Genomic DNA, 23,195 nt, shown 5'->3' on the forward strand with positions numbered 1-23,195 from the left:
CGAAGTAACAATCTGATGTCGTCGCGGGGCAGCAATCTCCGGCGAATTTCAGGACCGCTTCAAGCCCCGGACCATGACCGAACGGCCCCGGTCGCCCTGCGCAACGTTACGCGCTCATCTTCGACATCAGCGAATCCGAGACTTCAAAATTCGCATAGACGTTCTGCACGTCGTCGCTTTCTTCCAGCACCTCGATCATGCGCAGCAGCTTTTCGCCCTGCTCGTCATCGACGGCGAGCGTGTTCTGCGGCTTCCAGATCAATGCCGACTTGCGCGGCTCGCCGAATTTGGCTTCCAGTGCCTTCGATACTTCAGCGAGCGCGTCCTGCGCGGTGTAGATTTCGTGGCCGGTCTCGCTCGAGATCACATCGTCCGCGCCGGCATCGATGGCCGCTTCCAGCATCGCATCGGCGCTGGCGACATCGGCATTGAACTCGACGATGCCGACATGATCGAACATGAAGGACACAGCGCCGGTTTCGGCCATGTTGCCGCCGTTCTTGGTGAAGGCGGAACGCACATCGCCGGCGGTGCGGTTGCGGTTGTCGGTCAGCACCTCGACAATGATGGCAACGCCGCCGGGACCATAGCCCTCGTAGCGCACCTCATCGTAACTCTCCGCGTCGCCGCCCTGGCTCTTCTTGATGGCGCGCTCGATATTGTCCTTGGGCATGTTTTCCGCGCGAGCGGCGATGATCGCGGCCCGCAGACGCGGATTAAAGTTCGGATCGGGCATGCCCATCTTGGCAGCGACGGTGATTTCCCGGCCGAGCTTGGAGAACAGCTTGGAGCGCGCCTTATCCTGGCGCCCCTTGCGGTGCATGATGTTCTTGAATTGGGAATGACCTGCCATGTTCCGGACCGACGCAATCAAGTGAGATTCTGCGCGGCGTTATAGGCGAGGCGTCGGCGAAAATCCAGAACGCGGGCTTTGCGAAATTCAGAGCATTTCCGGCTTGAAATAGCGCCGATAGCTGACCTCCCGGCCCGAAATCATGAACCGGCCGTCGCCCCGGTAATGGACGGTGCGCGGAAAACGCGGCCGCTCCGCGACATGCGCCTTCACCACCTCCCAGACGAACAGGCTGTATTTTTTGACCAGCCTGGCGTCGGCCAGACGGCATTCGAAATTGGCATAACATTCCTTGATCAGCGGCGCCTTCACCTCGGTTGCAGGCTCAGCGGTCAGACCGAATTGCGCGAACTTGTCGATGTCGGCGCCGGAAGAGTTGCCGATGCCGATCACGGTGCGGATCAGATCTTCGGTCGGAACATTGATGACACACTCGCGGCTGCGCCGGACCATCTCGAAGCTGTGATTGTTTTGCCAGATGTAACAGCCGATCAGAGACGGCGAGAATTCCATGATCATGTGCCAGCCCATGGTCATGATGTTGTTCTCGCCCTTCCAGTGCGAGGAGACCAGCACGATCGGTCCAGGCTCGATGAAACGGCGGACGTCGGAAACGGGGAAGTCGGTCTTGCGATATGTTTTCATCCCGCTCCAACATCCGACAATCGGCTTCGATCTGTTACAGCACCGTCTGCATCGGCGCGGCGAAGTAGCGATAGGCGTCGCCCTGCTTGGCGAGATAACCCACGCCCGGCCATGGAAAGTGATACGACACGAATGGCATGCGCTGCGATGCCAGCATGTCGAACACTTTCAGCCGGCTGGCGACGCCCTGCGCACCGTCGGTATCGAAAGCGAAAGCCACACGCGGCGTCTGCGTCGAGATCACGGCGTGATGGGCGATATCGCCGGAATTGAGCAGCGTTTTGCCTTCCGAGGTGACGACGTAAATCGTATGCCCGACGGTATGGCCCGGCGCCGCCATCGCCTGAATGCCGGGCAAGATCTCCTGCCCGTCCTTCACAAACACCATACGATCCTTGTTCGGCAGAAGATGCCGCCGCGTGCCCTCGATCATCGGCTTCATCATGTCGCCCTTAGCCTTGGACTCGTCGGTCCAGAAATCGAAATCGGCCTGCGACATGTAAATCTTTGCATTCGGGAAATTTGGCGCACCGGCGGCCGAGATCAATCCCCAACAATGGTCGGGATGCGCATGGGTCAGCACCACGGCGTCGACGTCTTTCGGATCGATACCCGCGGCTTTCAAATTGGCGAGCAGGCGGCCGCTCTTCGGCCCGAACATTTTCGAGCCGCCATCGCCGGTATCGAACAGCACGAGTTGATTGCCGGTATTGATCAGCAACGTATTCTGATCCATTTCGACATTGTCGGTCGGCAGGAAATTGTCGGCCAGAATCTTCGCCATATCTGCCTTGGACACGCCAGAGAATATGCCATCGCTTGGCGCACCAAGCGAGAGCGGGCCATCCGAAATCACCGTCGCCTCGAAAGCGCCAAGCTTGAAGCGATAGAAGGCGGGCGCCTGCACGTTCTGCATCGGCGCCTTCGCAAAGGCGTTACTGGTCGGCAATGCACCTGCGGCGACCAAAGCCGACAGGCCGGCAAGATATTGCCGGCGATTGAATATGGTTTGATTCAGCATGACATGATCTCCGGAAAACGAACAGTCTGATACCGGATCAATCGCGTTGTCGCGACAATTCTATGACCGGCGCATCAGGGACGGTCATTCCCGGTCGCGCTTTCACCGATCCAGGTATCGTTTTCGATCACGATCCTGCACGGTTCGACCGGCTTGTGGCGTTCGCGGCAGCCGTTGAGCACGGCCTTGCGCGCAGCCTCGATTGTGTTTGCGCCATATTGGGTGGAATAGGACTTTCCGTCCGGCGTCTGCGCAATCGCTTTATAGGTCGGGGCGGCGAGATAGCGTTCGAGGAAGCCGCGGCTCTTTTCCTGCATCTTGAGCTGCTTCATCAATTCGACGATGCGTTCGCGTTTCGTCGTCGGGAGATTATGGAAACGCAGGAATGCATCCATCTCCATCAGCCATTGCAGGCGGCCGGACGCCGTGGCGAACAAGGCGTGCCCGTCGGTGCCGAATTTCTCGAACATCACCAGCTTCACATCGCCGCCGCCATCGAGAAAAGCGCTCTGCATCCGCTCGACGAGAGCCGGACCGAAGAAGCTGTCATTCCTGGCATAGATCCAAAGGCTCGGCACACGGCTGCTGACACCGAAGGTTCTATAGGCATTCACCAGCACGTCTTCCTTCGGGCAATCGGGCATGCGCAGACCGCCGGAAATGCTGATGACGCCGCGCAGATTTTTGGGATTGCGCGCACCGAATGCGGTGACCGCCGCTCCTCCCGCCGAAACGCCGATGGCAATGGCCCGTTCCGGATCGGCATCGGGCCGTTTCGACACCACATCGAGCGTCGCCTGCAGGTCGTCCGCGTCGGCGGCAAGCCGGTCAGCGAATGTTGTGGTCGCGCAGCTCACAGGCGCCGCCATCGGACCGTCGGACTGCCCGAAGCCCCGCCGCATCACGACAACAGCGAGCCAGCCGCGCCGCGCGAGATCGCGCGCAACACCGGTATAATGCGCAGCACGGCTTTCCAGCATGTCGCCGAGGTTGGAGGCCTTGCCATGAGTGATGAGCGCGATCGGCAGCCGCTCTTGAGAGCCGGTCCGTTTGACGACAAGGCCTTCGAGTCGCACCGAACGGTTGTCGATGGTGGTGCGGAAGAAGGTGCGATCGATGGTAAACTCATCGGCCGGCGCTTCCGCCCGCGCAGCATTGTATGCCGCGAACAGCGACACCAGAAAGACAAACGCTCCGGCAAATGTTCGCATGCAATTTACGGTCGTTGAACGATGGCGATGACTATCGATCCGCATCGGAGCACTCGGCAAGAGTCACAACGATAGCCGTCCACATAAACGACGGCCAGTACACCCGGATGACACGACGCCGCACCAGCTATGGACGGGAAGGCCGCTTACGCCTCACGCCCAGAAGTGCGGCACGGCTTCCTCCAGTCGCGCGCCAAGCCGGACCGGGGCAACGCGCGTGGCAAGGCCGGATGCGTCGTCGGTTTCCACGGCCAGGCCGCACAAGGTCGCCGGCCCCGTCGCCGCCTCGAACTTGGCCGACGGGATGCGCCGCATGAAGCGCGACAGAGGCTCATCCTTTACCATGCCGATGACGGAATCATAATCGCCGGTCATGCCGGAGTCAGTCTGGTATGCCGTTCCGCCCGACAAAATCTGGTGATCGCTGGTCGGCACATGCGTATGCGTGCCGACGACGACGCTGACACGGCCATCCAGGAAATGACCCATCGCCTGTTTCTCGCTCGTCACTTCCGCATGGAAGTCGACCAGGATCGCATCGGCATCGCGCTTCAAGGCGCACATGTCGAGTTCGCGATCGATCGCCGTGAAAGGATCGTCGAGCGGATCGAGGAAGATGCGGCCCATCGCATTGATGACGAGCACGCGCGCGCCATTCTTGGCCTCGATCATCGCCGCGCCGCGGCCAGGCGTGCCTTTCGGATAATTGAGCGGACGCACGAGCAGCGGCGCACGCTCGATGAAGACGAGAGCCTCGCGCTGATCCCAGGCATGATTGCCGAGCGTCACCACATCGACGCCGTTATCGATGAATTCGCGGAAGATGCTTTCGGTAATGCCGAAACCGCCGGCCGAATTCTCGCCGTTCAAGACGACAAGATCGAGCTTCCAGTCCGATATAAGGCCGGGCAGCCGTTGATTGACGATAGCGCGCCCGGACCGGCCCACCACGTCACCGATAAACAAAATCCGCAAATATCAGCTCCGGAAATCGATGGTCTCAAGTTCCGTTAGCACAAGGTCGAGCCTCGCGTCGAACGCGGTGGCCGGGACCCGAGGGATCTCCTGCGCGGCAAACGCTACGCCGATTGCGATTACCGGCTTGATCCCCCGGATGCGGGCAATGGTCATGTCGTAATAGCCGGCGCCATAGCCGATGCGGTGGCCGTTGCGATCGAAGGCGGCTAGCGGCACCAGCATGATGTCGGGAAACACCTCGGGCGATTCCGGCCTGGGTTCGCGGATGCCCCAGACGCCGGAGGCCATCTCGTCACCGAACGCCCAGGCGCGCATGATCAGCGGATTGCCGCGCTTGGGCGTGACCGGCAAGGCGAGGCTCGCCCCCGCATCGCCGAGCTTGCGCATCAACGGCACAGGATTGAATTCGCTCTTCATCGGCGAATAGCCGGAGACGATCGTGCCCGGTTTGACACTGACAGGAAACGGCCGCTGCACGACCACCTCGACCGCAGCCACACGTTCGGCTGCCGGCATGGCATCGCGGCGCGCGAGGGCTTCACCGCGAAGAACGGACTTGGGTGGTGTGGCGGTTTGAGTTTTGGTTTCCAAACTGTCGAAGCCCTTCATCTGGTATTCTGGTTTGGCGCAAAAACAAGACTCTTGCGGCCGGGGCGATTGCCATCTGCACCATCGGGCTGAAAGCCTGCTCGCTCAAGAAGTCGCCATGACGCCACGTTCTCGGGCCTGCACTCCGCAACGATAAGATGTTCGGGATAGACGCGAACGAGGGCGCCGATGACACCCCTAACGGCCTCGGAAGCGAATCCGCGCCCTTGTGCGGCGGTCGCGAACCAATAGCCGATCTCGATTGTCTCGCTGTCTCGAATATGTGTTCCGACCGTCCCAAGAAGCGCAGGCTCGCCAAGCATCCACACGCCCCAGAAACAATCTTTGCCGTCCTGATTGCTGCCGATCAGCTTTTCGGCGTTCGCAAGGGTGAACGGCCGCTCCAGGAAATGGATCGCATCAATGATAGCAGGCTCGTCTGTCATGGCACGGAACGCCTCTGCGTCGGCCAGACTCAATTGCCGTATAAAAAGCCGTTCGGTTTTGATGTCGGGCAAACTGAGAAGGAGTTGATCCATGGCCAAAGGGGTAGCCGAGCGGCTGGGATGCATCAACTCACCCGCGCCTCGCGCGGGCACCACGCCGGGAAACAGCACACAACGAAAGAAAAAGCGCGGAGCCGCGATGGCCGTCGGAATTTTCGACCCCGGGAACCTACAAAAGTAGGTGGGCGCCATATGTCCGAATCCACGGACCCGGCCAGGGACAGCTCCCTTCAGGATCGTAAGGCCCCGGGAGTATGATGTTTCCAGTCGCACCCCGCAGCCCCGCTTGGGCAATGTAGTATGTGATCCGGCGTTCGGCCAGATGTATTAGCGAGACGATCTCACAGGGGCGTGCGAAAGCGCGCGCCCCTGAATGACCGTCTCACCCCAGCGCCACGCCCGGTCCGTTATTCACCGACTGATTGATCTGCCGCGTGATCTCCTCGATCCGCTCGGCCGCCGTATTGAGCGCTGTGACGATGGCGGCCTGCGCCTGCTGCGCGCGATCGGCGGAAATCACACGCGCATCCTGCAGGCCGGCAATCTCCTCTTCGAGACGGCGAATGCGCTGCGCGGATTCGGCAAGCTCGTCGGCAACGGTCAGCGCGGCCATCACCGTCAGACGTTGATCGCCGATCTCACCATGGGCCCCGCGCAATTGCTCGATGCGATCATCGATCTCCTGCGCGAGCGTCATCACGTGCTCTTCCTGGCCGTCTTCGCAACCCATCCGGTATTGTCGGCCGTTGATCGTGACATTCACCTGAGCCATGGCGTTGCCTTAAGCTTGCACGCTATCGATCATGCTCATCGAGCAAGGTCTTGATCGTTCCCATTGCAACATCGATCCGGCGCGCAACCTCGCGGTTGGTGTCTGCAAGCCGACGGGCTTCCGCCGCCGTATGGTCGAGTTCGGACGCAAGGCGCGCGCGATCGGTGCCGAGCGCATGAAGCTGCGCCTGGACAGAGTCGCCGCCGCGTTCCGCTTCGCGCTTGCGCGCAACCGCTGCCGAAAGCGCATCCAGCGCCTGAGCCAGCCTCCGGGCCGCCGCATCCATTGCGCTCGCATCGGTCATGGACACATGACTCATCAAAAACTCTTTCGACACAAGGCCTTAAGCCAGCAAGCCTAAATTCCCGCTTCAACGACGTCAACGCCTGCGCGCGGGCCGTCCCCAAGCATTCCGGCCTTATTCCGGCGATTTGTGCAAAGGCGCCGCCGATTGCGTTCACACTCTGGACTCATCCCGCTACCTGCGTGATATGTCCGCGCCAATCATCCTGATCGCCTGATCCGCGGCGGATACCGCCGCGCAACCGGAAAATTTCTATGTCGCGCGCACAACATGACCGCATGGCCAACGCTATCCGCGCGCTGGCCATGGACGCCGTGGAACAGGCCAAATCGGGTCATCCCGGTCTGCCGATGGGCGCCGCCGACATCGCCACCGTGCTGTTCTCGCAATTTTTGAAGTTCGATCCGTCCGACCCGAAATGGCCGGATCGTGACCGCTTCGTGCTGTCGGCCGGTCATGGCTCGATGCTGATCTATGCCCTGCTGCATCTCACCGGCTACAAGTCCATGCCGCTCGAAGAGCTGAAGCATTTCCGCAAGCTCAATTCGAAAACACCCGGCCACCCGGAAAATTTCATCACCGAGGGCGTCGAGACCACAACCGGCCCACTCGGCCAGGGCATCGCCAATGCGGTCGGCATGGCGATCGCGGAGCGGCATCTCGCCGCGACCTTCGGCGATGTGGTGGATCATCGCACCTATGTGCTCTGCTCCGATGGCGATCTGATGGAAGGCATCAGCCAGGAAGCCATCGCGCTGGCCGGCCATCTCAAGCTCAACCGGCTGATCGTTCTTTTTGACGACAACGGCATCACCATTGACGGCAAGCTGTCGCTGTCGGACTCGGTCGACCAGGTGAAGCGTTTTGAATCCGCCGGCTGGATCGCCGAACGCATCGACGGCCATGACCCGGAGGCGATTGCCGCTGCGATCGCCAAGGCCCAGAACGCCGATCGCCCGACCATGATCGCCTGCAAGACGACCATTGGCTTCGGTGCGCCGAATAAGGCGGGCAGCGAGAAGTCGCATGGCTCGCCGCTTGGCGCCGAGGAAATCGCCGGCGCGCGCAAGGCCCTCGGCTGGGATCATGGCCCATTCCACATTCCCGACGACATCCGCAAACTCTGGCTCGCTGCCGGCCAGCGCTCGCAGGATGCGCGCCAGGCGTGGGAGAAGAAGCTGTCTTCGCTTCCGCCCGAGGTGAAATCGGAATTCGAACGCCGCCTGTCCGGCGAAGTGCCCGCTGCGCTCACCGACGCAGTGACGAGCGTGAAGATAACGCTTGATAAAGCGCCGAAGGACATCGCCACACGTTCGTCGTCCGAATTCGCACTGGAAAGCCTGTGCGCGGCGGTGCCCGAAATGGTCGGCGGTTCGGCCGATCTCACCGGCTCCAACAACACCCGCACAAAATCGATGAAGGCGATGTCGGCGTCGGATTTCTCCGGCCGCTTCATCCACTACGGCATTCGCGAACACGGCATGGCCGCGGCCATGAATGGCATGACGCTGCATGGCGGCATCATCCCCTATTCCGGCACATTCCTCGTCTTCTCCGATTATTGCCGCCCCGCGATCCGCCTCGCCGCGCTGATGGGCGAGCGCGTCATTCACGTCATGACCCATGACTCGATCGGCCTTGGCGAAGACGGCCCGACGCATCAGCCGGTCGAGCATCTTGCCGCTTTGCGTGCAATTCCCAACGTCAATGTGTTCCGTCCCTGCGATGCGGTCGAAGCGGTCGAGTGCTGGGAGATCGCCTTGCGGTCAAAGGACACCCCGAGCGTGCTCGCGCTCACGCGCCAGAACCTGCCGCAATTGCGCAGGAGCTACACGGCGGACAATCTGTGCGCCGCTGGCGCCTATGAGATCATGGGCGTTGACGGCGACAACGTCGATGTGTCGATCTTCGCCACCGGCTCGGAAGTGGCGATCGCCGTTGAGGCGGCGCAAATGCTCAACCGCCAGGGCAAGCCGGCGCGCGTCGTGTCCGTGCCCTGTTTTGAATTGTTCCTGAATTTGCCGGCCAAGGAGCGGCACGCGATCATCGGCGGCGCCGAGGTCAATGTCGGCGTCGAGGCGGGAATCCGTCAGGGATGGGACGAAATCATCGGCTCCAACGGTGTTTTCGTGGGCATGAGCGGTTTCGGCGCCAGCGCGCCCTACAAGGACCTGTACAACCATTTCGGCATCACGCCGGAGGCGATTGCCGCTGCAGCGCTCAGCAAGTTCCGGCCTTAAGGGCGACTTTGGCCGGTTCGTCTCGTTGCGGCTCAGTTCCGCCAGCCGCAACGGGGCTATGCATTTTACCAAAATGCCGCTGGCGAGTTGAGTTGGAGCAAAATCCCGCTATACGAACCCGGACAAAACATCAGCCGGGAGCAATTTGACCATGACGGTACGGGTCGGCATCAACGGATTTGGCCGCATCGGCCGCAATGTCCTTCGCGCCATCGCTGAATCGGGCCGCAAGGATATCGAAGTGGTGGGCATCAACGATCTCGGACCGGTCGAAACCAACGCCCATCTGCTCCGGTATGACTCGGTGCATGGCCGCTTCCCCGGCGAAGTCATCGTCAAGGGCGATACCATCAGCGTCGGCAACGGCCCGATCAAGGTCACCGCGATCAAGGATCCCTCGACCCTGCCGTGGAAGGATCTCGGCGTCGATATCGCGATGGAATGCACCGGCATCTTCACCGCCAAGGACAAGGCCTCGGCGCATCTGGCCGCCGGCGCCAAGCGCGTCCTCGTCTCGGCTCCGGCCGACGGCGCCGACCTCACGGTCGTCTATGGCGTGAACCACGACAAGCTGACCAAGGATCACCTGGTCGTCTCGAATGCCTCCTGCACCACCAATTGCCTCGCGCCGGTGGCCAAGGTGCTGAACGACGCGGTCGGCATCGACAAGGGCTTCATGACGACCATCCACGCCTATACCGGCGATCAGCCGACGCTCGACACGATGCACAAGGATCTCTACCGCGCCCGCGCTGCGGCCCTGTCGATGATCCCGACCTCGACCGGCGCCGCCAAGGCCGTCGGTCTCGTGCTGCCGGAACTGAATGGCAAGCTCGACGGCGTTTCGATCCGCGTGCCGACGCCGAATGTCTCGGTCATCGATTTCAAGTTCGTCGCCAAGAAAGCCACGAGCAAGGACGAGATCAACGGCGCGATCAAGCGCGCGGCCGAGCAGCAGCTCAAGGGCATTCTCAGCTTCACCACCGATCCGAATGTCTCGATCGACTTCAACCACGATCCGCACTCCTCGGTCTTCCACATGGACCAGACCAAGGTGATGGACGGCACGCTGGTGCGCGTCATGTCGTGGTACGACAACGAATGGGGCTTCTCCAACCGCATGTCCGACACTGCGGTTGCGATGGGCAAGCTGATCTGATTTTGCGCGAGCCCTCGTAGGGCGGGTTAGCCGAAGGCGTAACCCGCCTGCCTGACGCAGATCCCGCAGTGGCGGATTACGCTTCGCTAATCCGCCCTACGCATGACGCTCAGGATGACGAGCAAGGTTGTTCATATGTCCCAATTCCGCACCCTCGATCAGGCAGACCTCAACAACAAGCGCGTGCTGCTGCGCGTCGATCTCAACGTGCCGATGGAAAACGGCAAGGTTACAGACGCGACCCGTATCGAACGTGTGGTGCCGACCATCACCGAGATCGCCGGCAAGGGCGGCAAGGTGATCATCCTCGCGCATTTCGGCCGGCCGAAGGGACGAGATGAAAAGGACTCACTGAAGCCGGTTGCGGCTGCGCTCTCGCAGGTCATCAAGCGGCCGGTCGCCTTTGCTGACGACTGCATCGGCGATGCCGCCAAGGCCGCCGTCGATGCGATGAAGGGCGGCGACATTCTCGTTCTGGAAAACACCCGCTTCCACAAGGAAGAGGAAAAGAATGATCCGGCCTTCGTCGAGAAGCTCGCCGCGCTTGGCGATATTTTCGTCAACGATGCGTTCTCGGCCGCGCATCGTGCGCATGCGTCCACAGAAGGTCTCGGCCACAAACTCCCTGCTTATGCCGGCCGCACCATGCAGGCCGAACTCGACGCGCTGTCGAAGGCGCTGGTCGCGCCGAAAAAGCCGGTGATCGCCATCGTCGGCGGCGCCAAGGTCTCGACCAAGATCGAGCTCCTTGAAAACATGATCGACAAGGTCGACGCGCTGGTGATCGGCGGCGGCATGGCCAATACCTTCCTGCACGCGCAGGGCATCAATGTCGGCAAGTCGCTGGCCGAACGCGATCTTGCCGATCTCGCCCGCCGCATCATGGCCAAGGCCGACGATGCCAAATGCGCGATCATCCTGCCGGTCGATGCCGTCGTCGCGCACGAGTTCAAGGCCAACGCGCCGTCGCACGCCTATGGCCTCGACGCGATCCCGGCCGACGGCATGATCCTCGATGTCGGCCCGCGGTCGATCGATCGTATCAACGCCGCCATTAGCGACGCGGCGACCCTGCTCTGGAACGGCCCGCTCGGCGCGTTCGAACTGACGCCGTTCGACCGCGGCACGGTTGCGGCAGCACGTCACGCCGCGGAACGAACCAGGGCCGGAAAGCTTGTCTCGATCGCCGGCGGCGGCGATACCGTCGCGGCGCTGAACCACGCCGGCGTCGCTCAGGATTTCACCTATATTTCAACAGCCGGCGGCGCATTTCTTGAATTTCTTGAGGGTAAAATTTTGCCAGGTGTGGAAGTCTTGCGGGCAAACTAGCCGCCCTCTTCACGCCACGGCCGCAGCCGATATAAACGCAACCAAAAGGCCGGTTTCCCGGCGCGCTTTCGATGGAGCAACCGATGAACCTTGCAGACCTCAATAAGATCGCCGTCGCCATGGTTGCCCCGGGCAAGGGCATCCTCGCTGCCGATGAATCCACCGGCACCATCAAGAAGCGTTTCGACGCCATCGGGACGGACAATACCGAAGACAATCGCCGCGATTATCGCGAGCTGATGTTCCGGACCACCGAGGCGATGTCGAAATACATTTCCGGTGTCATTCTCTACGACGAGACCATCTGGCAGAAGGCCAAGGACGGCACGCCGCTGGTCGAACTGATCAAGAAGACCGGCGCCATTCCCGGCATCAAGGTCGATGAAGGTACCAAGCCGCTGCCGCAATGCCCGGGCGAACTGATCACCGTCGGCCTCGACAAGCTCGCCGACCGTCTGCCGAAGTATTACGAGCAAGGTGCCCGCTTTGCGAAATGGCGCGCGGTGATCGACATCGGCGACGGCATTCCCTCGCACACGGCGATCATGACGAATGCCCATGCGCTCGCCCGCTATGCTGCGCTCTGCCAGCAGGCGCAGATCGTGCCGATCGTCGAGCCGGAAGTGCTGATGGACGGCGCGCACGATATCGACCGCTGCTACGAGGTCACCCAATGGGTGCTGAAGGAAACGTTCCAGCAGCTTTATTTCCAGCGTGTCGAGCTCGAAGGCATCGTGCTGAAGCCGAACATGGCGGTGCCGGGCAAGAAGAGCGCGAAGAAAGCCTCGGTCGAGGAAGTCGCCGAGAAGACCGTCCGCATGCTCAAGGATTGCGTGCCGGGCGCGGTGCCGGGCATCGCCTTCCTGTCGGGCGGCCAGTCGGACGAGGAAGCGACCGCCCATCTCGACGCCATGAACAAGATCGGCAACCTGCCCTGGAAGCTGACCTTCTCCTATGGCCGCGCGCTGCAAGCCGCGCCGCAGAAAGCCTGGAGCGGCAAGTCCGAGAACGTCGCCGCCGCGCAGCGCGCCTTCACCCATCGCGCGATGATGAACGGCCTCGCCTCGCTCGGCGAATGGAAGTCGTCACTGGAAAAGCAGGCGGCGTAGTCCAAGCAGAAACAATTCAGAAGGGTGGTATCGGCGCAAGCCGTGCCACCCTTCTTTATTCGACAACGAACACCTTGTCCGCGGATGGATTGTCGCCGATTTCGTAGGTGACGAACGGCTCCGTCTTCTGACCGCTCATGCCCGGTGAACCATCCGGCATGCCGGGCAGCGAGATGCCCTTGATGTCGGGCTGCTCCTTCAACAGCTTGTCGATCGCCGGCGCCGAAACGTGACCTTCGACCACGTACCGGTCGACCAGCGCGATATGGCAGCCCTCGAAGCGCTCCGCGATCCCGTGTTGCCTCCTGATCAGGGACATGTCGTGCGTCGGCACGACCGTGACCTTGAACCCGTGCTGCTGCAGGTAGTTCGCGTGGCCCTCGCAGCAGCCGCATTGCGGATTCTTGTAGAGCGTGACGCCGGGCTTGTCGGCAGCACCGGCGGGCGTAGCAAGCAACATGCCCGCCAGACCGAGCGTGGTCAGGAAAATTCGGATCATCCGCATCTCCATGGATAACTCTTTTCTCTGGATCGCGAGCTGCGCTGACAGCACCGCCTCACACCACACGGACCACAGCCATCATTCCCCCGGTCTGATGCTCGAGGATGTGGCAGTGAAACATCCAGTCGCCGGGATTGTCGGCGACGAAGGCGATTTCGGCGCGCTCACGCGGATCGAGCAGCACGGTGTCCAGCCATTCGCGATGCTGCGTCGGCGTTCCGTTGCGTGAGATGACGCGGAAAGCATGGCCGTGCAGATGCATCGGGTGGTGCCAGGCCGTGTCGTTGACGAGCTCCAGCACATAGGAGCGGTCGCGATCGAGCGTGAGCAGAGGCTTGAGCATGTGGCCTTTCGCGGCAATACCGTTCACGGCCCAGACGAGACCGTTATGCATGAGCGTTCGGATGTCGGTCTGCTTGCCGTCCATCATGGCGGACATCATGCCGCCCATCATCCCGCCGCTGAAAACAATCTCGTGCCGCTCCGCCGATTTCAGGTCCGGTTCGGCCAAGGGATTGGCGGCAAGCCGCACTGGCGGCTCATCCGCGAAGGTGCGCACCGGCACTTCATCGCTGTAGACGAGATCGAGCAGGCGATATGCCATGCCGCGATAAAACGCGTCGGTGACCGTGAACCGCTGGCCCGGCTTTCCGCGCATGTCGATGACAAGATCGGCCCGCATCGCCGGACCAAGCACCATGCGATTGCCTTCTGGGACATGCGGTTCGACCGGCTGGCCGTCCATTGCAATGATCCATGGCTGATGCCCGGCAAATTCAAGTGCGAACATCCGCGCATTCGCTGCGTTGACCAGCCGCAGGCGAATGCGCTCGCCGGCGCGCACAGCAAATGTCTCGCGAATGCGGCCATTGACCGTCACCGTGTTGCCAACGCGGCCGTTGTGACTCACGTCGTGCATGTTGCCGAAATCGTCACTGATCGCGGCATTCTTCAACAGCCGCCAGTCGCTGAGAATCCAGGTCACGTCACGATCGACGGCGGGCGGCGATGACTCTGCAACGATCAGCGCGCCGTAGAGTCCGCGGCCGACCTGTTCGAAGCTGCGCTGATGCGGGTGATACCAAAACGTCCCGGCATCCGGGCAGACGAATTCATAGGTGAAGCGTTCACCCGGCGCGATCGGTTTTTGGGTGAGATGCGGAACCCCATCCATCGCGTTCGGCAGCCGCACGCCGTGCCAATGGACAGTTGTGTCCTCCCGCAATCCGTTCTCGACATGAATGCGAACACGCTCGCCCTGCGACACGCGAATGGCAGGGCCGGGCACACTGCCGTTATAGCACCACACCGGCGTGTCCGGATGCGGGGCGCCGACCAGCGGCACCTGTGCCTGGCCTGCGCTCAAGGAGAATTCACGGACGCTCGCGTCGGATGACGACAGAGCGGACATCGGCCACAGCGGGGCCATCGCCGCACAGGCGGTTCCGGCGAGAAAACTGCGGCGATCAACACCGCGTGATTCGTTTGGAGCCATTTCGGTCTACTTTCACGACGATTCATGCTTGCGCGGCGCAAAGACTGCGCAACGAACGACAAGCGCACCGGATCGCAGGCCCGTTTGAGCGCCGGCGAGGCGCGCCTAACCCAATCCGGTGAATTTCGGAGGATGCAGATCCGGCGGTCCATGCGCGTCCGCCAACCGAAGCGGTCTCGCCTCCGGCAAGATTTGCGACACGAGGGCGATATAGGCCGCATTTGCGATTTGCGGCAAAATCGTTGCACTGAAGCAGAAGGTCGGACACAGATGCGGCGCTGCAGCGTCATCGCGACAACCGTCGCAGCCGTCGGACATCGGCATACTGGTTTCAGCCGCGACCGCTGCCGTTTCCAGACCGCGGACGCAATTCCCCACACCTCCGACTGCGAGCAGCAGGACCAGCGTCATCGCGACGAATGTGCGCAATTGCGTTGCGGCCATAGCTGGACAATAACAACGGCCGCACCAAACCACCAGCGACACGCGACGGATCAGCGGCGCCCCCTTTTTGCCGAATTGGAGACGCATCGGAACAGCAATGACACCCGGGCAACCAGATCCTCAACGCCCGCAGCCGCGTCTCTATCTCGTGACGCCGGTGGCGGCCGATATCGCATCGCTGAAGCTCGATCTGCTGGCGGCGCTCGACAGCGCCGATATCGCGGCCGTGCTGTTGCGCCTGCCGGACGAAGACGACCGCTCCCTGATCAATCGCGTCAAGGCGCTGGCGCCGACCGTGCAACGGGCGGGCGCCGCGCTCATTCTCGAGGGACATCCTGCCATCGTTGCGCGCGGCGGCGCCGATGGCGCGCATCTTCGCAGCATCACAGAATTCGAAGAAGTGGTGAATGCCTTGAAGCCCGACCGCATTGCCGGTGCGGGCGGCCTCAGCACCCGGCACGACGCCATGATCGCGGCCGAGGGCGGCGCCGATTATGTGATGTTCGGCGAACCCAATGGCGCCGACGAGCGCCCGGTTTTGCAGGCCATCGCCGAGCGGGTGTCGTGGTGGGCGGAAGTGTTCGAAGCACCCTGCGTTGCCTATGCCGGTTCGTTCGACGATATTGCACCGCTGGCTGAAGCCGGCGCCGATTTCGTCGCCCTCGGCGATTTCATCTTCGCCGATCCGCGCGGCATCGCGATTGCGGTCGCCGATGCTGCCAGCCGCCTGACATCGAAAGCGGCGGTGACATGAGCAAAGTCGTCCGCATATCGCTCGCGTTATTGATGCTGGCCTCCGGTCATGCCGCCCTGGCCGCCCCGAAAAAATCCCCGGCACCCGCTCCGGCACCGGAGACATCTCCTGTCGATCCGTCGGCCGACCTTGCCTTCGGCGCCTTCCAGCGCGGCCATTACCTCACCGCCTTTGCCGAAGCGACCAAGCGGGTCGAAGCGAACGGCGACCCGAAGGCCATGACCCTGCTCGGCGTTCTCTATTCCGGCGGCCTCGGCGTCGTCCAGGACGATGCCAAGGCGGTCGAATGGTACAAGCTCGCGGCCGACCGTGGCGACCGCGAAGCAATGCTGTCGCTGGCGATGATGCGGCTCGCAGGGCGCGGCGGACCGAAGGATCGCGACGCCGCCGCAAAGCTGTTTGCCAGCGCGGCGAAGCTCGGTCAGCCGGCCGCAGCCTACAATCTGGGCCTCCTCTATCTCGAGGGGATGCAGTTTCCGCAGGATTTCGGCCGCGCCGCCGAGCTGTTCCGGATCGCAGCCCAGGCCGGCAACCGCGAGGCGCAATACGCGCTCGCCACGATGTACAAGGCGGGCCGCGGCGTCCCCAAGGACGAGAAAGAGGCGACCCGGCTGCTCGGCGCCGCGGCGCTCGCCGACCACCTCGACGCTCAGGTCGAATACGCCATCGCCCTCTATAACGGCACCGGCATTGAGAAAGACGAGGCCGGGGCGGCGCAGATCCTGCGCAAGGCGGCGCAGCGGGGCGCTCCGATCGCGCAAAACCGGCTGGCCCGCGTTCTCGCCACCGGCCGCGGCCTCCCGGCCGACCCGAAGGAAGCGGTGAAATGGCACATCGTCTCGAAGGCCGCGGGCGCCAGCGATCCCTGGCTCGACGAGTTCATGGCCAAGCAGAGCCCCGACACCCGGGCCGCGGCGGAAAAGGAAGCCCAGCCCTGGCTGTTCATCATCGCCAATTCACGCTCTTGACGGCGGCGGAGCCGCCGGGGCACACCAACGGCCGAAACAAGTCCCTCCCGAAAACCGTGGAAACGCCTCATGGCCAAGATCAATGGCAACGAAATTCGTCCGGGCATGGTCATCGAGTACCAGGACACGCTCTGGGCTGCGGTGAAGACCATGGCCGTGAAACCCGGCAAGGGACCGGCCTATAATCAGGTCGAACTGAAGAACCTGATCGACGGCCGCAAGCTCAATAACCGCTTCGGCTCCGACGAGCGCGTCGAGCGCGCCCGGCTGGAACAGAAGGACTTTCAGTTCCTGTACAAGCAGGGCGACAGCCTCGTCTTCATGGACAACGACAGCTACGAGCAGATCGAATTGCCGGAGGATTTCGTCGGCGAGCGTTCGGCGTTCCTCCAGGACGGCATGACCGTGACGCTGGAAATGCACGACGAACGCCCGATCGGCATCAAGCTGCCGGATTATGTGACCCTGGAAATCGTTGAGGCCGATCCGGTCGTGAAGGGGCAGACGGCGTCGTCTTCCTACAAGCCGGCCAAACTCGAGAACGGCCTGCGGGTCATGGTGCCGCCTTTCATCACCGCCGGCGAAAAGATCATCGTCGATACCAACGAAGTGACTTACGTCCGCCGGGCGGAGTAGGTCTTTCTTTCACCTCCCCCTGGAGGGGGGAGGTGACCATTTATCGCTCTAGCGATGAATGGTCGGGAGGGGGTGACTTTTGATCACCCCACCCCGGCTCGTTTTACTCGCCGCCCCTCCCCCTCCAGGGGAGGGTAAAGAGATCAGTCCATGCTCCACTCCGCCCTCCTCAACGTGATGATGAAAGCCGCGCGCAAGGCCGCGCGCGGGCTCATTCGCGATTTCGGCGAAGTCGAGAAGCTGCAGGTTTCGGTCAAGGGCCCGGCAAATTTCGTCACCGCCGCCGACCGCAAGGCCGAGCAGGTGCTGCGTGATGAATTGATGGCCGCACGGCCGGGCTATTCCTTCATCGGCGAAGAAGGCGGCAAGATCGAAGGCCCGGACAAGACCCACACCTGGTATGTCGACCCGCTCGACGGCACGACCAACTTCCTGCACGGCATTCCGCAATTTGCGATTTCGATCGGCCTTGAGCGCGAAGGCACGATGATCGCCGGTCTCGTCTACAATCCGATCACCGACGAGATGTATATCGCCGAGCGCGGCAAAGGCGCCTTCCTCAACGACAAGCGCATCCGCGTCGCCGGACGCCGCTCGATGCAGGATGCCGTGGTCGCTTGCGGATTGCCGCATCGCGGACGCGGCGGGCTTGCGGAATTCCGCACCGAATTCGTCGCTGTACAGGAACAGGTTGCCGGTCTTCGCCGCTTCGGCTCGGCGGCGCTCGATCTCGCCTTTATCGCGGCGGGCCGTTTCGATCTGTACTGGGAACGCAACCTCTCGTCCTGGGATATGGCAGCGGGCATCCTGCTGGTGCGCGAGGCCGGCGGTTATGTCAGCGATTGCGACGGCAATGACGCGATGCTGACCAAGGGACACATCGTCGCTGGCAATGAGACCCTGCAGAAAGACCTGCTGAAAATCCTGAAGACCGCCGGCGCAGCCGGCTGAGACAGGTCGGCCGCAATTTCGTTGTCATAATGCGGCAGTAGGGCCGTAGCGGCCGGTTTTGTGCGGCTCTCTCACATCCGGGCGCAAAACCTGCCCGCTCAAATGTCGGGCAGGACTTTAAACCGTTTCCAACAGGCTGTGGGACCCTCTCGGGTTCTATTTCGCCGTGTCTGTGCCATATTGATGTTACGCTTTGTCATTGAAAGGCTGGCCTTCAGACAATGGCTCGTAAGAAATTCGACCCCCACAAGCTCTCCTCCCCCCGCATCTTTCTCGTCCGGATGCTGGTGTTTCTGGTGCTGGGAGGTTTGATCGGCCTCATTCTGCATCGGCAGATCATTGCGGCCTTCATGTCCAATCCGGGATTGAACGGCCTGATTCTCGGCGTTCTGGTGATCGGTATCCTGCTGGCTTTCCGGCAGGTGATCCGGCTGTTCCCCGAAGTCGCCTGGGTCAACAATTTCCGGCTCGCCGATCCTGGCATCGCCGTCGACCGCCCCCCTGTCCTCTTGGCACCGATGGCGGCCATCCTGGGCGACCGGCTCGGCCGCATGGCGATTTCGACGCCGATGATGCGCGGCCTGCTCGACTCGATCGCCACCCGCCTCGACGAGGCGCGCGATTTGTCGCGCTACATGACCGGCCTTCTGATTTTCCTCGGCCTGCTCGGCACCTTCTGGGGCCTGATCGAGACCGTAGGTTCAGTCGGCAAGGTGGTAGAGACGCTCAAACCGAACGGTGACGCCGGCTCGGTATTCGAGACACTGCGCGAAGGCCTTGCCGCACCGCTCGGCGGCATGGGCATCGCGTTCTCGTCATCCCTGTTCGGTCTGGCGGGTTCGCTGGTGCTCGGCTTCCTCGATCTGCAGATGAGCCAGGCGCAGAACCGCTTCTACACCGACCTCGAAGACTGGCTGTCGACCACCGTGCATGACATCGGCAGCGACCCGGTGACGGTGACCACATCGGCGCCCATGTCGGGCGATATGCGGGCCGCGATCGAGCGTCTGCGCGAAACCGTGGCGGAAACCGGCGGCAGCAAGGCCGCCACCGCCGCCATGGCCAATCTCGCCGAAGCGATCCAGGGCCTCGTGCATCACATGCGCTCGGAACAGCAGATGATCCGCGACTGGGCCGATTCACAGGCTGAGCAGAATCAGGAAATCCGCAAGGTGCTTGAAATCCTGGCGCGGGAGAAAACCTAAAGTCCCATGGCACTTGCGCGCAATCGTCGCGAACGCGGCGTCGATTACTGGCCCGGCTTCGTCGATGCGTTGTCGACGCTGCTGCTCGGCATCATCTTCCTGCTGTCGCTTTTTTCGATCGTGCAATTCTATTTGTCGCAGGAGATCAGCGGCAAAGACACCGCTTTGCAGCGCCTGAATGCGCAGATCGCCCAGCTGACCGACTTGCTGTCGCTGGAAAAGACCGGCCGCTCCAACCTCGAGGAATTGCTGGCCAATGTCCGCTCCAACCTCGCCGCGACCGAGGCCGAGCGCGATCGCCTGCGCGGCCTCGCCGAAGGCGCCGGTCAGGCCGCGGCCGCGCAAGGCAAGGCCAGCGAACTCGCCTCACAACTCGACCTTGAAAAGCAGAGCGTGGCGCGTGCGCTCGCACAGGTCGAATTATTGAACCAGCAGATCGCCGCCTTGCGCCGCCAACTCGGCGCACTCGAAGCCGCGCTGGAAGTGTCGGAGAAGCGCGAGCGCGACTCGCAGACTCGCATCGCCGATCTCGGCAATCGGCTCAATGTCGCGCTGGCGCAGCGGGTGCAGGAATTGCAGCGCTATCGCTCGGACTTCTTCGGCCGCCTGCGGCAGATCCTCGGTGACCGGCCGGATGTGCGCATCGTCGGCGACCGTTTCGTGTTTCAGTCCGAAGTCTTCTTCGATCCTGGTCAGGCGGTGCTGAAGCCGGAAGGCCGCGCTGAAGTCGACAAGATCGCCAACGCATTGCTCGAACTGGAAAAGCAAATCCCAAGCGATATCGCCTGGGTCATGCGTGTCGACGGCCATACCGACATCCGGCCGATCTCCAATGTGCAATTCCCGTCGAACTGGGAATTATCCGCGGCGCGCGCCATCGCCGTCGTGCAGTACATGATCTCGCGCGGCATCTCTCCGCAGCATCTGGTCGCCGCCGGCTTTGGCGAATTTCAGCCGCTCGACACCGAGAAGACCGACGAGGCCTTCCGCCGCAACCGCAGGATTGAGCTGAAACTGACCGAGCGGTAACATCCACCTGCCACGGGCAGGATTGAGACGATCCATGTCGCAAGCGATGATCAAGCTGCGGCCTTATCAGACGACCGAATTTGACGCTGCGCTCGCGCTCTGGCAGCGCGCCTGGCAACTGGCTTATCCGCAGATCGATTTTTCAAAACGCCTTGACTGGTTTCGCGAGCACTGGAGCAACCTGCTGCTCGATTCAAAAGTCGTTGTTGCCGAATGTCCCGATGCTTCGCGCCTCGCCGGCTTTGTCGCGGTGTCGCCGCGCACCGGCTATCTCGATCAGATCGTGGTGGCGCCGGAGGCGCAGCGGATGGGCGTAGGCAAAGCGCTGCTTGGCGCCGCCAAACAGATCGGCCAGGACGGACTTTATCTGCACGTTAACAAAGACAACACGCGCGCTCTGGCCTTCTATCAGGCCGGCGGCTTCATCATCGCCGGCGAGGACTTCAACCGCAGGTCCGGCGCGCCGGTCTATATGATGACGTGGCGGCCGTGATGGTCATTCCGGGGCGCGAGCAAAGCTCGCGAACCCGGAATGACTAGTGAATGTCGAACTGCAGCTTCGCCAGCCGCGCATAAAGACCGCCGGATGCCGCAAGCTGCTCATGCGTGCCCTGGTCGACGATCCTGCCCTGATCCAGCACGATGATGCGGTCGCATGACAGCACCGTCGCCAGACGATGCGCAATGACCAATGTCGTGCGTCCCGTCATCGAATGTTCCAGTGCTTCCTGCACCAGCGTTTCGCTTTCGGCATCGAGAGACGATGTCGCCTCGTCCAGCAGCAAGAGCGGCGCGTCGCGAAGGATCGCGCGCGCGATGGCGATGCGCTGGCGCTGTCCGCCCGACAGCGTCACACCGCGCTCGCCGATCATGGTTGCAAGACCCTGCGGCAGGCGGCGGATGAATTCGGTGGCTGCCGCCATCTCCGCCGCGCGTTCGATCTGCGCGTCGTTCGCATCGGGCCTGCCGAAAGCGATGTTGTCGCGGATCGAGGCCGCGAAGATCGCCGCCTCCTGCGGCACCAACGCGATATGACGGCGAAGGTCGAGCGGATCGGCATCGGCGATCGTCACGCCATCGAAGGTCACGCGCCCGGCTTCCGGATCGTAGAAACGCAGGATCAGGTTGAACACCGTGCTCTTGCCGGAACCCGATGGTCCGACGATCGCAACCTTCTCGCCCGGCGCCACGCGGAACGACACGCCCTCCAGCGCGGAGGTTTCCGGCCGTGTCGGATAATGGAAGCGCACATTGTCGAACACGATCTCGCCGCGCGCCGGCGTGGGCAAGACGACGGGTTTCGCCGGCACCTTGACCTCGGGCCTGATGCCGAGAATTTCAAACAGTCGTTCCGCCGCACCCGAAGCCTGCTGCACCTCGCCCCAGACCTGGCTCAGTTCCCCCAGCGCGCCGGCGGCAAACACGGCATACAGCACGAACTGGCCGAGACGGCCCGGCGTCATGTCGCCGGCCAGCACGTCCTTGGCGCCGACCCACAGCACGATCACAACGCTTGCAAAGACCAGGAAGATGCCGATCGCGGTCAGGATCGCGCGCGACAATGTCGATTGCCGCGCCGCCTGAAAGGCCGTCTCCACCGCGCCGCCAAAACGCTTTGCGGCATCGCTTTCGCTGGTGAAAGCCTGCACCGTGCGGACAGCGCCGATCGTCTCCGCTGCATAAGCCGAAGCTTCGGCCAGCGAATCCTGCGCCTGACGCGAGCGCTTCCGCACCGCGCGCCCAAAAGCCACCAACGGCAGGACAATCACCGGAATGGCGGCGAGCACAAACATCGACAGCCTTGGGCTGGTGATCACCATCATCGCGCCGGCACCGAGAAACAGCACGAGATTGCGCAACGCCACCGAAACCGATGCGCCGACGGCAGCCTTGATCTGCGTCGTGTCGGCGGTGAGCCGCGACATCATCTCGCCGGTATGGCCGCGATCGAAAAAGGCCGGCGACAACGCCACGAGATGGCCGAACACCTGCTCGCGCAGATCGGAGACGATGCGTTCGCCGAGCGTCGTGACGAGATAATAGCGCAGCGCGCTCGCCATCGAGAGCACGAACACGACGCAGATCATCACCGCGAAATATTTGTCGATCAGCGATTTATCGCCGGTGAAGCCGAAATCGATCATCCGGCGGACGGCGAGAGGGACCGCCAGGGTGGCCAGCGCCGCCACGATCAGGGCCACGAGGGCGAAAAATGCCCGCGCGCGGTAGCGCAGGACATAAGGGAAGAGCAGCCGCAGCGGCTTGAGCGAAGAGCCGCGCCCGCGCTCGGTGCCCGGCGATGCTGCCGCGCCCAGTTCCCCGCGCTTTTCGCTATCCACCACAAGGGCCATGATCGTCTCCGGCGTTCCAGCCCTGTGAATGCCGCGCGGAAGGGCCCCCGGCAAGCTGGAATCCGTCAAACTTGCCCCTTTAGGGCACTTGGGCTATAGACCCCGCGAATTTCATCAATCCGTCAATCCGGTCAGCGCGGTGCGA

The 23,195-nt window shown here is 62.3% G+C and carries 24 protein-coding genes and 1 other RNA gene; 11 read left to right on the top strand and 14 right to left on the bottom strand.

Translation table 11 applies throughout. The features are described from left to right. Positions 1 to 106 precede the first annotated feature (106 nt). From CAK95_RS04090 to CAK95_RS04135, 10 genes are all read right to left on the bottom strand, one after another. Positions 107 to 853, bottom strand: a complete 747-nt coding sequence (locus tag CAK95_RS04090) for a YebC/PmpR family DNA-binding transcriptional regulator (protein ID WP_086086778.1) — start codon at positions 851 to 853, stop codon at positions 107 to 109. Between the two features lie 87 nt (positions 854 to 940). Further along, entirely contained in the window at positions 941 to 1,498 is a 558-nt protein-coding gene (locus CAK95_RS04095; RefSeq protein ID WP_086086779.1) for a flavin reductase family protein, read from the bottom strand. 34 nt (positions 1,499 to 1,532) lie between these two features. After that, the gene (locus CAK95_RS04100; protein WP_086086780.1) at positions 1,533 to 2,519 is read right to left on the bottom strand and encodes an MBL fold metallo-hydrolase; all 987 of its coding nucleotides are present in this window, start codon (positions 2,517 to 2,519) and stop codon (positions 1,533 to 1,535) included. A 74-nt stretch (positions 2,520 to 2,593) separates the two neighbouring features. Continuing rightward, a complete protein-coding gene (locus CAK95_RS04105; protein WP_157699535.1) occupies positions 2,594 to 3,730 on the bottom strand; it encodes a dienelactone hydrolase family protein in 1,137 nt (378 codons plus the stop codon). A 153-nt stretch (positions 3,731 to 3,883) separates the two neighbouring features. Further along, a complete protein-coding gene (locus tag CAK95_RS04110) occupies positions 3,884 to 4,705 on the bottom strand; it encodes a TIGR00282 family metallophosphoesterase (RefSeq protein WP_086086782.1) in 822 nt (273 codons plus the stop codon). 3 nt (positions 4,706 to 4,708) lie between these two features. Then, entirely contained in the window at positions 4,709 to 5,317 is a 609-nt protein-coding gene (locus tag CAK95_RS04115) for a 5-formyltetrahydrofolate cyclo-ligase (protein WP_086086783.1), read from the bottom strand. Continuing rightward, positions 5,314 to 5,835, bottom strand: a complete 522-nt coding sequence (locus CAK95_RS04120; protein ID WP_086086784.1) for a GNAT family N-acetyltransferase — start codon at positions 5,833 to 5,835, stop codon at positions 5,314 to 5,316. Before CAK95_RS04120 ends, CAK95_RS04115 begins: the two co-directional genes overlap by 4 nt. A 94-nt stretch (positions 5,836 to 5,929) precedes the next feature. After that, a non-coding RNA gene (gene ssrS / locus CAK95_RS04125) (6S RNA) lies at positions 5,930 to 6,088 on the bottom strand. A 96-nt stretch (positions 6,089 to 6,184) separates the two neighbouring features. Next, positions 6,185 to 6,574, bottom strand: coding sequence for a cell division protein ZapA (locus CAK95_RS04130; protein ID WP_086086785.1), 390 nt, complete (start codon positions 6,572 to 6,574; stop codon positions 6,185 to 6,187). 22 nt (positions 6,575 to 6,596) lie between these two features. Beyond that, positions 6,597 to 6,893, bottom strand: coding sequence for a DUF4164 domain-containing protein (locus CAK95_RS04135; RefSeq protein ID WP_086086786.1), 297 nt, complete (start codon positions 6,891 to 6,893; stop codon positions 6,597 to 6,599). Positions 6,894 to 7,132: 239 nt separating this feature from the next. On the opposite strand from CAK95_RS04135, the gene tkt reads away from it, so the two are divergent. From tkt to CAK95_RS04155, 4 genes are all read left to right on the top strand, one after another. Further along, on the top strand, positions 7,133 to 9,118 hold the full coding sequence (tkt, locus tag CAK95_RS04140) for a transketolase (protein ID WP_086086787.1): 1,986 nt from the start codon (positions 7,133 to 7,135) through the stop codon (positions 9,116 to 9,118). A gap of 151 nt (positions 9,119 to 9,269) precedes the next feature. Continuing rightward, positions 9,270 to 10,277 carry a type I glyceraldehyde-3-phosphate dehydrogenase gene (gene gap / locus CAK95_RS04145; RefSeq protein WP_086086788.1) on the top strand — a complete coding sequence of 336 codons (1,008 nt, stop codon included), beginning with the start codon at positions 9,270 to 9,272 and terminating at the stop codon, positions 10,275 to 10,277. A 135-nt stretch (positions 10,278 to 10,412) separates the two neighbouring features. Continuing rightward, positions 10,413 to 11,606, top strand: coding sequence for a phosphoglycerate kinase (locus tag CAK95_RS04150; protein WP_425349696.1), 1,194 nt, complete (start codon positions 10,413 to 10,415; stop codon positions 11,604 to 11,606). A gap of 83 nt (positions 11,607 to 11,689) precedes the next feature. Then, entirely contained in the window at positions 11,690 to 12,715 is a 1,026-nt protein-coding gene (locus CAK95_RS04155; RefSeq protein ID WP_086086789.1) for a class I fructose-bisphosphate aldolase, read from the top strand. A gap of 55 nt (positions 12,716 to 12,770) precedes the next feature. On the opposite strand, the gene CAK95_RS04160 is transcribed toward CAK95_RS04155, so the two are convergent. The 3 genes from CAK95_RS04160 to CAK95_RS04170 form a co-directional block, all read right to left on the bottom strand. Further along, complete coding sequence (locus tag CAK95_RS04160; RefSeq protein ID WP_198343807.1) at positions 12,771 to 13,214, bottom strand: DUF411 domain-containing protein; 444 nt, start codon at positions 13,212 to 13,214, stop codon at positions 12,771 to 12,773. 58 nt (positions 13,215 to 13,272) lie between these two features. Then, positions 13,273 to 14,712 (bottom strand): multicopper oxidase family protein, encoded by a 1,440-nt coding sequence (locus CAK95_RS04165; protein WP_086086790.1) that lies wholly within the window; start codon positions 14,710 to 14,712, stop codon positions 13,273 to 13,275. A 105-nt stretch (positions 14,713 to 14,817) separates the two neighbouring features. Further along, entirely contained in the window at positions 14,818 to 15,243 is a 426-nt protein-coding gene (locus tag CAK95_RS04170) for a hypothetical protein (protein WP_086086791.1), read from the bottom strand. A 10-nt stretch (positions 15,244 to 15,253) separates the two neighbouring features. Here CAK95_RS04170 and CAK95_RS04175 point away from each other — a divergent pair, with 10 nt between their 5' ends. The 7 genes from CAK95_RS04175 to CAK95_RS04205 all read left to right on the top strand — a co-directional run bounded on the left by CAK95_RS04175 (position 15,254) and on the right by CAK95_RS04205 (position 21,192). Beyond that, entirely contained in the window at positions 15,254 to 15,910 is a 657-nt protein-coding gene (locus CAK95_RS04175; RefSeq protein ID WP_086086792.1) for a thiamine phosphate synthase, read from the top strand. Next, entirely contained in the window at positions 15,907 to 16,878 is a 972-nt protein-coding gene (locus CAK95_RS04180; RefSeq protein WP_086086793.1) for a tetratricopeptide repeat protein, read from the top strand. Before CAK95_RS04175 ends, CAK95_RS04180 begins: the two co-directional genes overlap by 4 nt. Before the next feature lie 69 nt (positions 16,879 to 16,947). Further along, positions 16,948 to 17,514 carry an elongation factor P gene (gene efp, locus CAK95_RS04185; RefSeq protein WP_086086794.1) on the top strand — a complete coding sequence of 189 codons (567 nt, stop codon included), beginning with the start codon at positions 16,948 to 16,950 and terminating at the stop codon, positions 17,512 to 17,514. A 150-nt stretch (positions 17,515 to 17,664) separates the two neighbouring features. Further along, the gene (locus CAK95_RS04190) at positions 17,665 to 18,465 is read left to right on the top strand and encodes an inositol monophosphatase family protein (protein WP_086086795.1); all 801 of its coding nucleotides are present in this window, start codon (positions 17,665 to 17,667) and stop codon (positions 18,463 to 18,465) included. Between the two features lie 221 nt (positions 18,466 to 18,686). Continuing rightward, positions 18,687 to 19,670 (top strand): flagellar motor protein MotA, encoded by a 984-nt coding sequence (locus CAK95_RS04195; RefSeq protein WP_086086796.1) that lies wholly within the window; start codon positions 18,687 to 18,689, stop codon positions 19,668 to 19,670. Between the two features lie 6 nt (positions 19,671 to 19,676). Continuing rightward, positions 19,677 to 20,699, top strand: a complete 1,023-nt coding sequence (locus CAK95_RS04200; RefSeq protein ID WP_086086797.1) for a peptidoglycan -binding protein — start codon at positions 19,677 to 19,679, stop codon at positions 20,697 to 20,699. Positions 20,700 to 20,733: 34 nt separating this feature from the next. After that, positions 20,734 to 21,192: a GNAT family N-acetyltransferase gene (locus CAK95_RS04205; RefSeq protein WP_086086798.1), complete on the top strand. Its 459-nt coding sequence runs from the start codon at positions 20,734 to 20,736 to the stop codon at positions 21,190 to 21,192. Between the two features lie 43 nt (positions 21,193 to 21,235). Here the strand turns inward: CAK95_RS04205 and CAK95_RS04210 are convergent, their stop codons facing one another. Further along, on the bottom strand, positions 21,236 to 23,050 hold the full coding sequence (locus tag CAK95_RS04210; RefSeq protein WP_086086799.1) for an ABC transporter transmembrane domain-containing protein: 1,815 nt from the start codon (positions 23,048 to 23,050) through the stop codon (positions 21,236 to 21,238). Between the last annotated feature and the right edge of the window lie 145 nt (positions 23,051 to 23,195).

The sequence above is a fragment of the Pseudorhodoplanes sinuspersici genome, from assembly GCF_002119765.1.
Taxonomy (GTDB): Bacteria; Pseudomonadota; Alphaproteobacteria; order Rhizobiales; family Xanthobacteraceae; genus Pseudorhodoplanes; species Pseudorhodoplanes sinuspersici.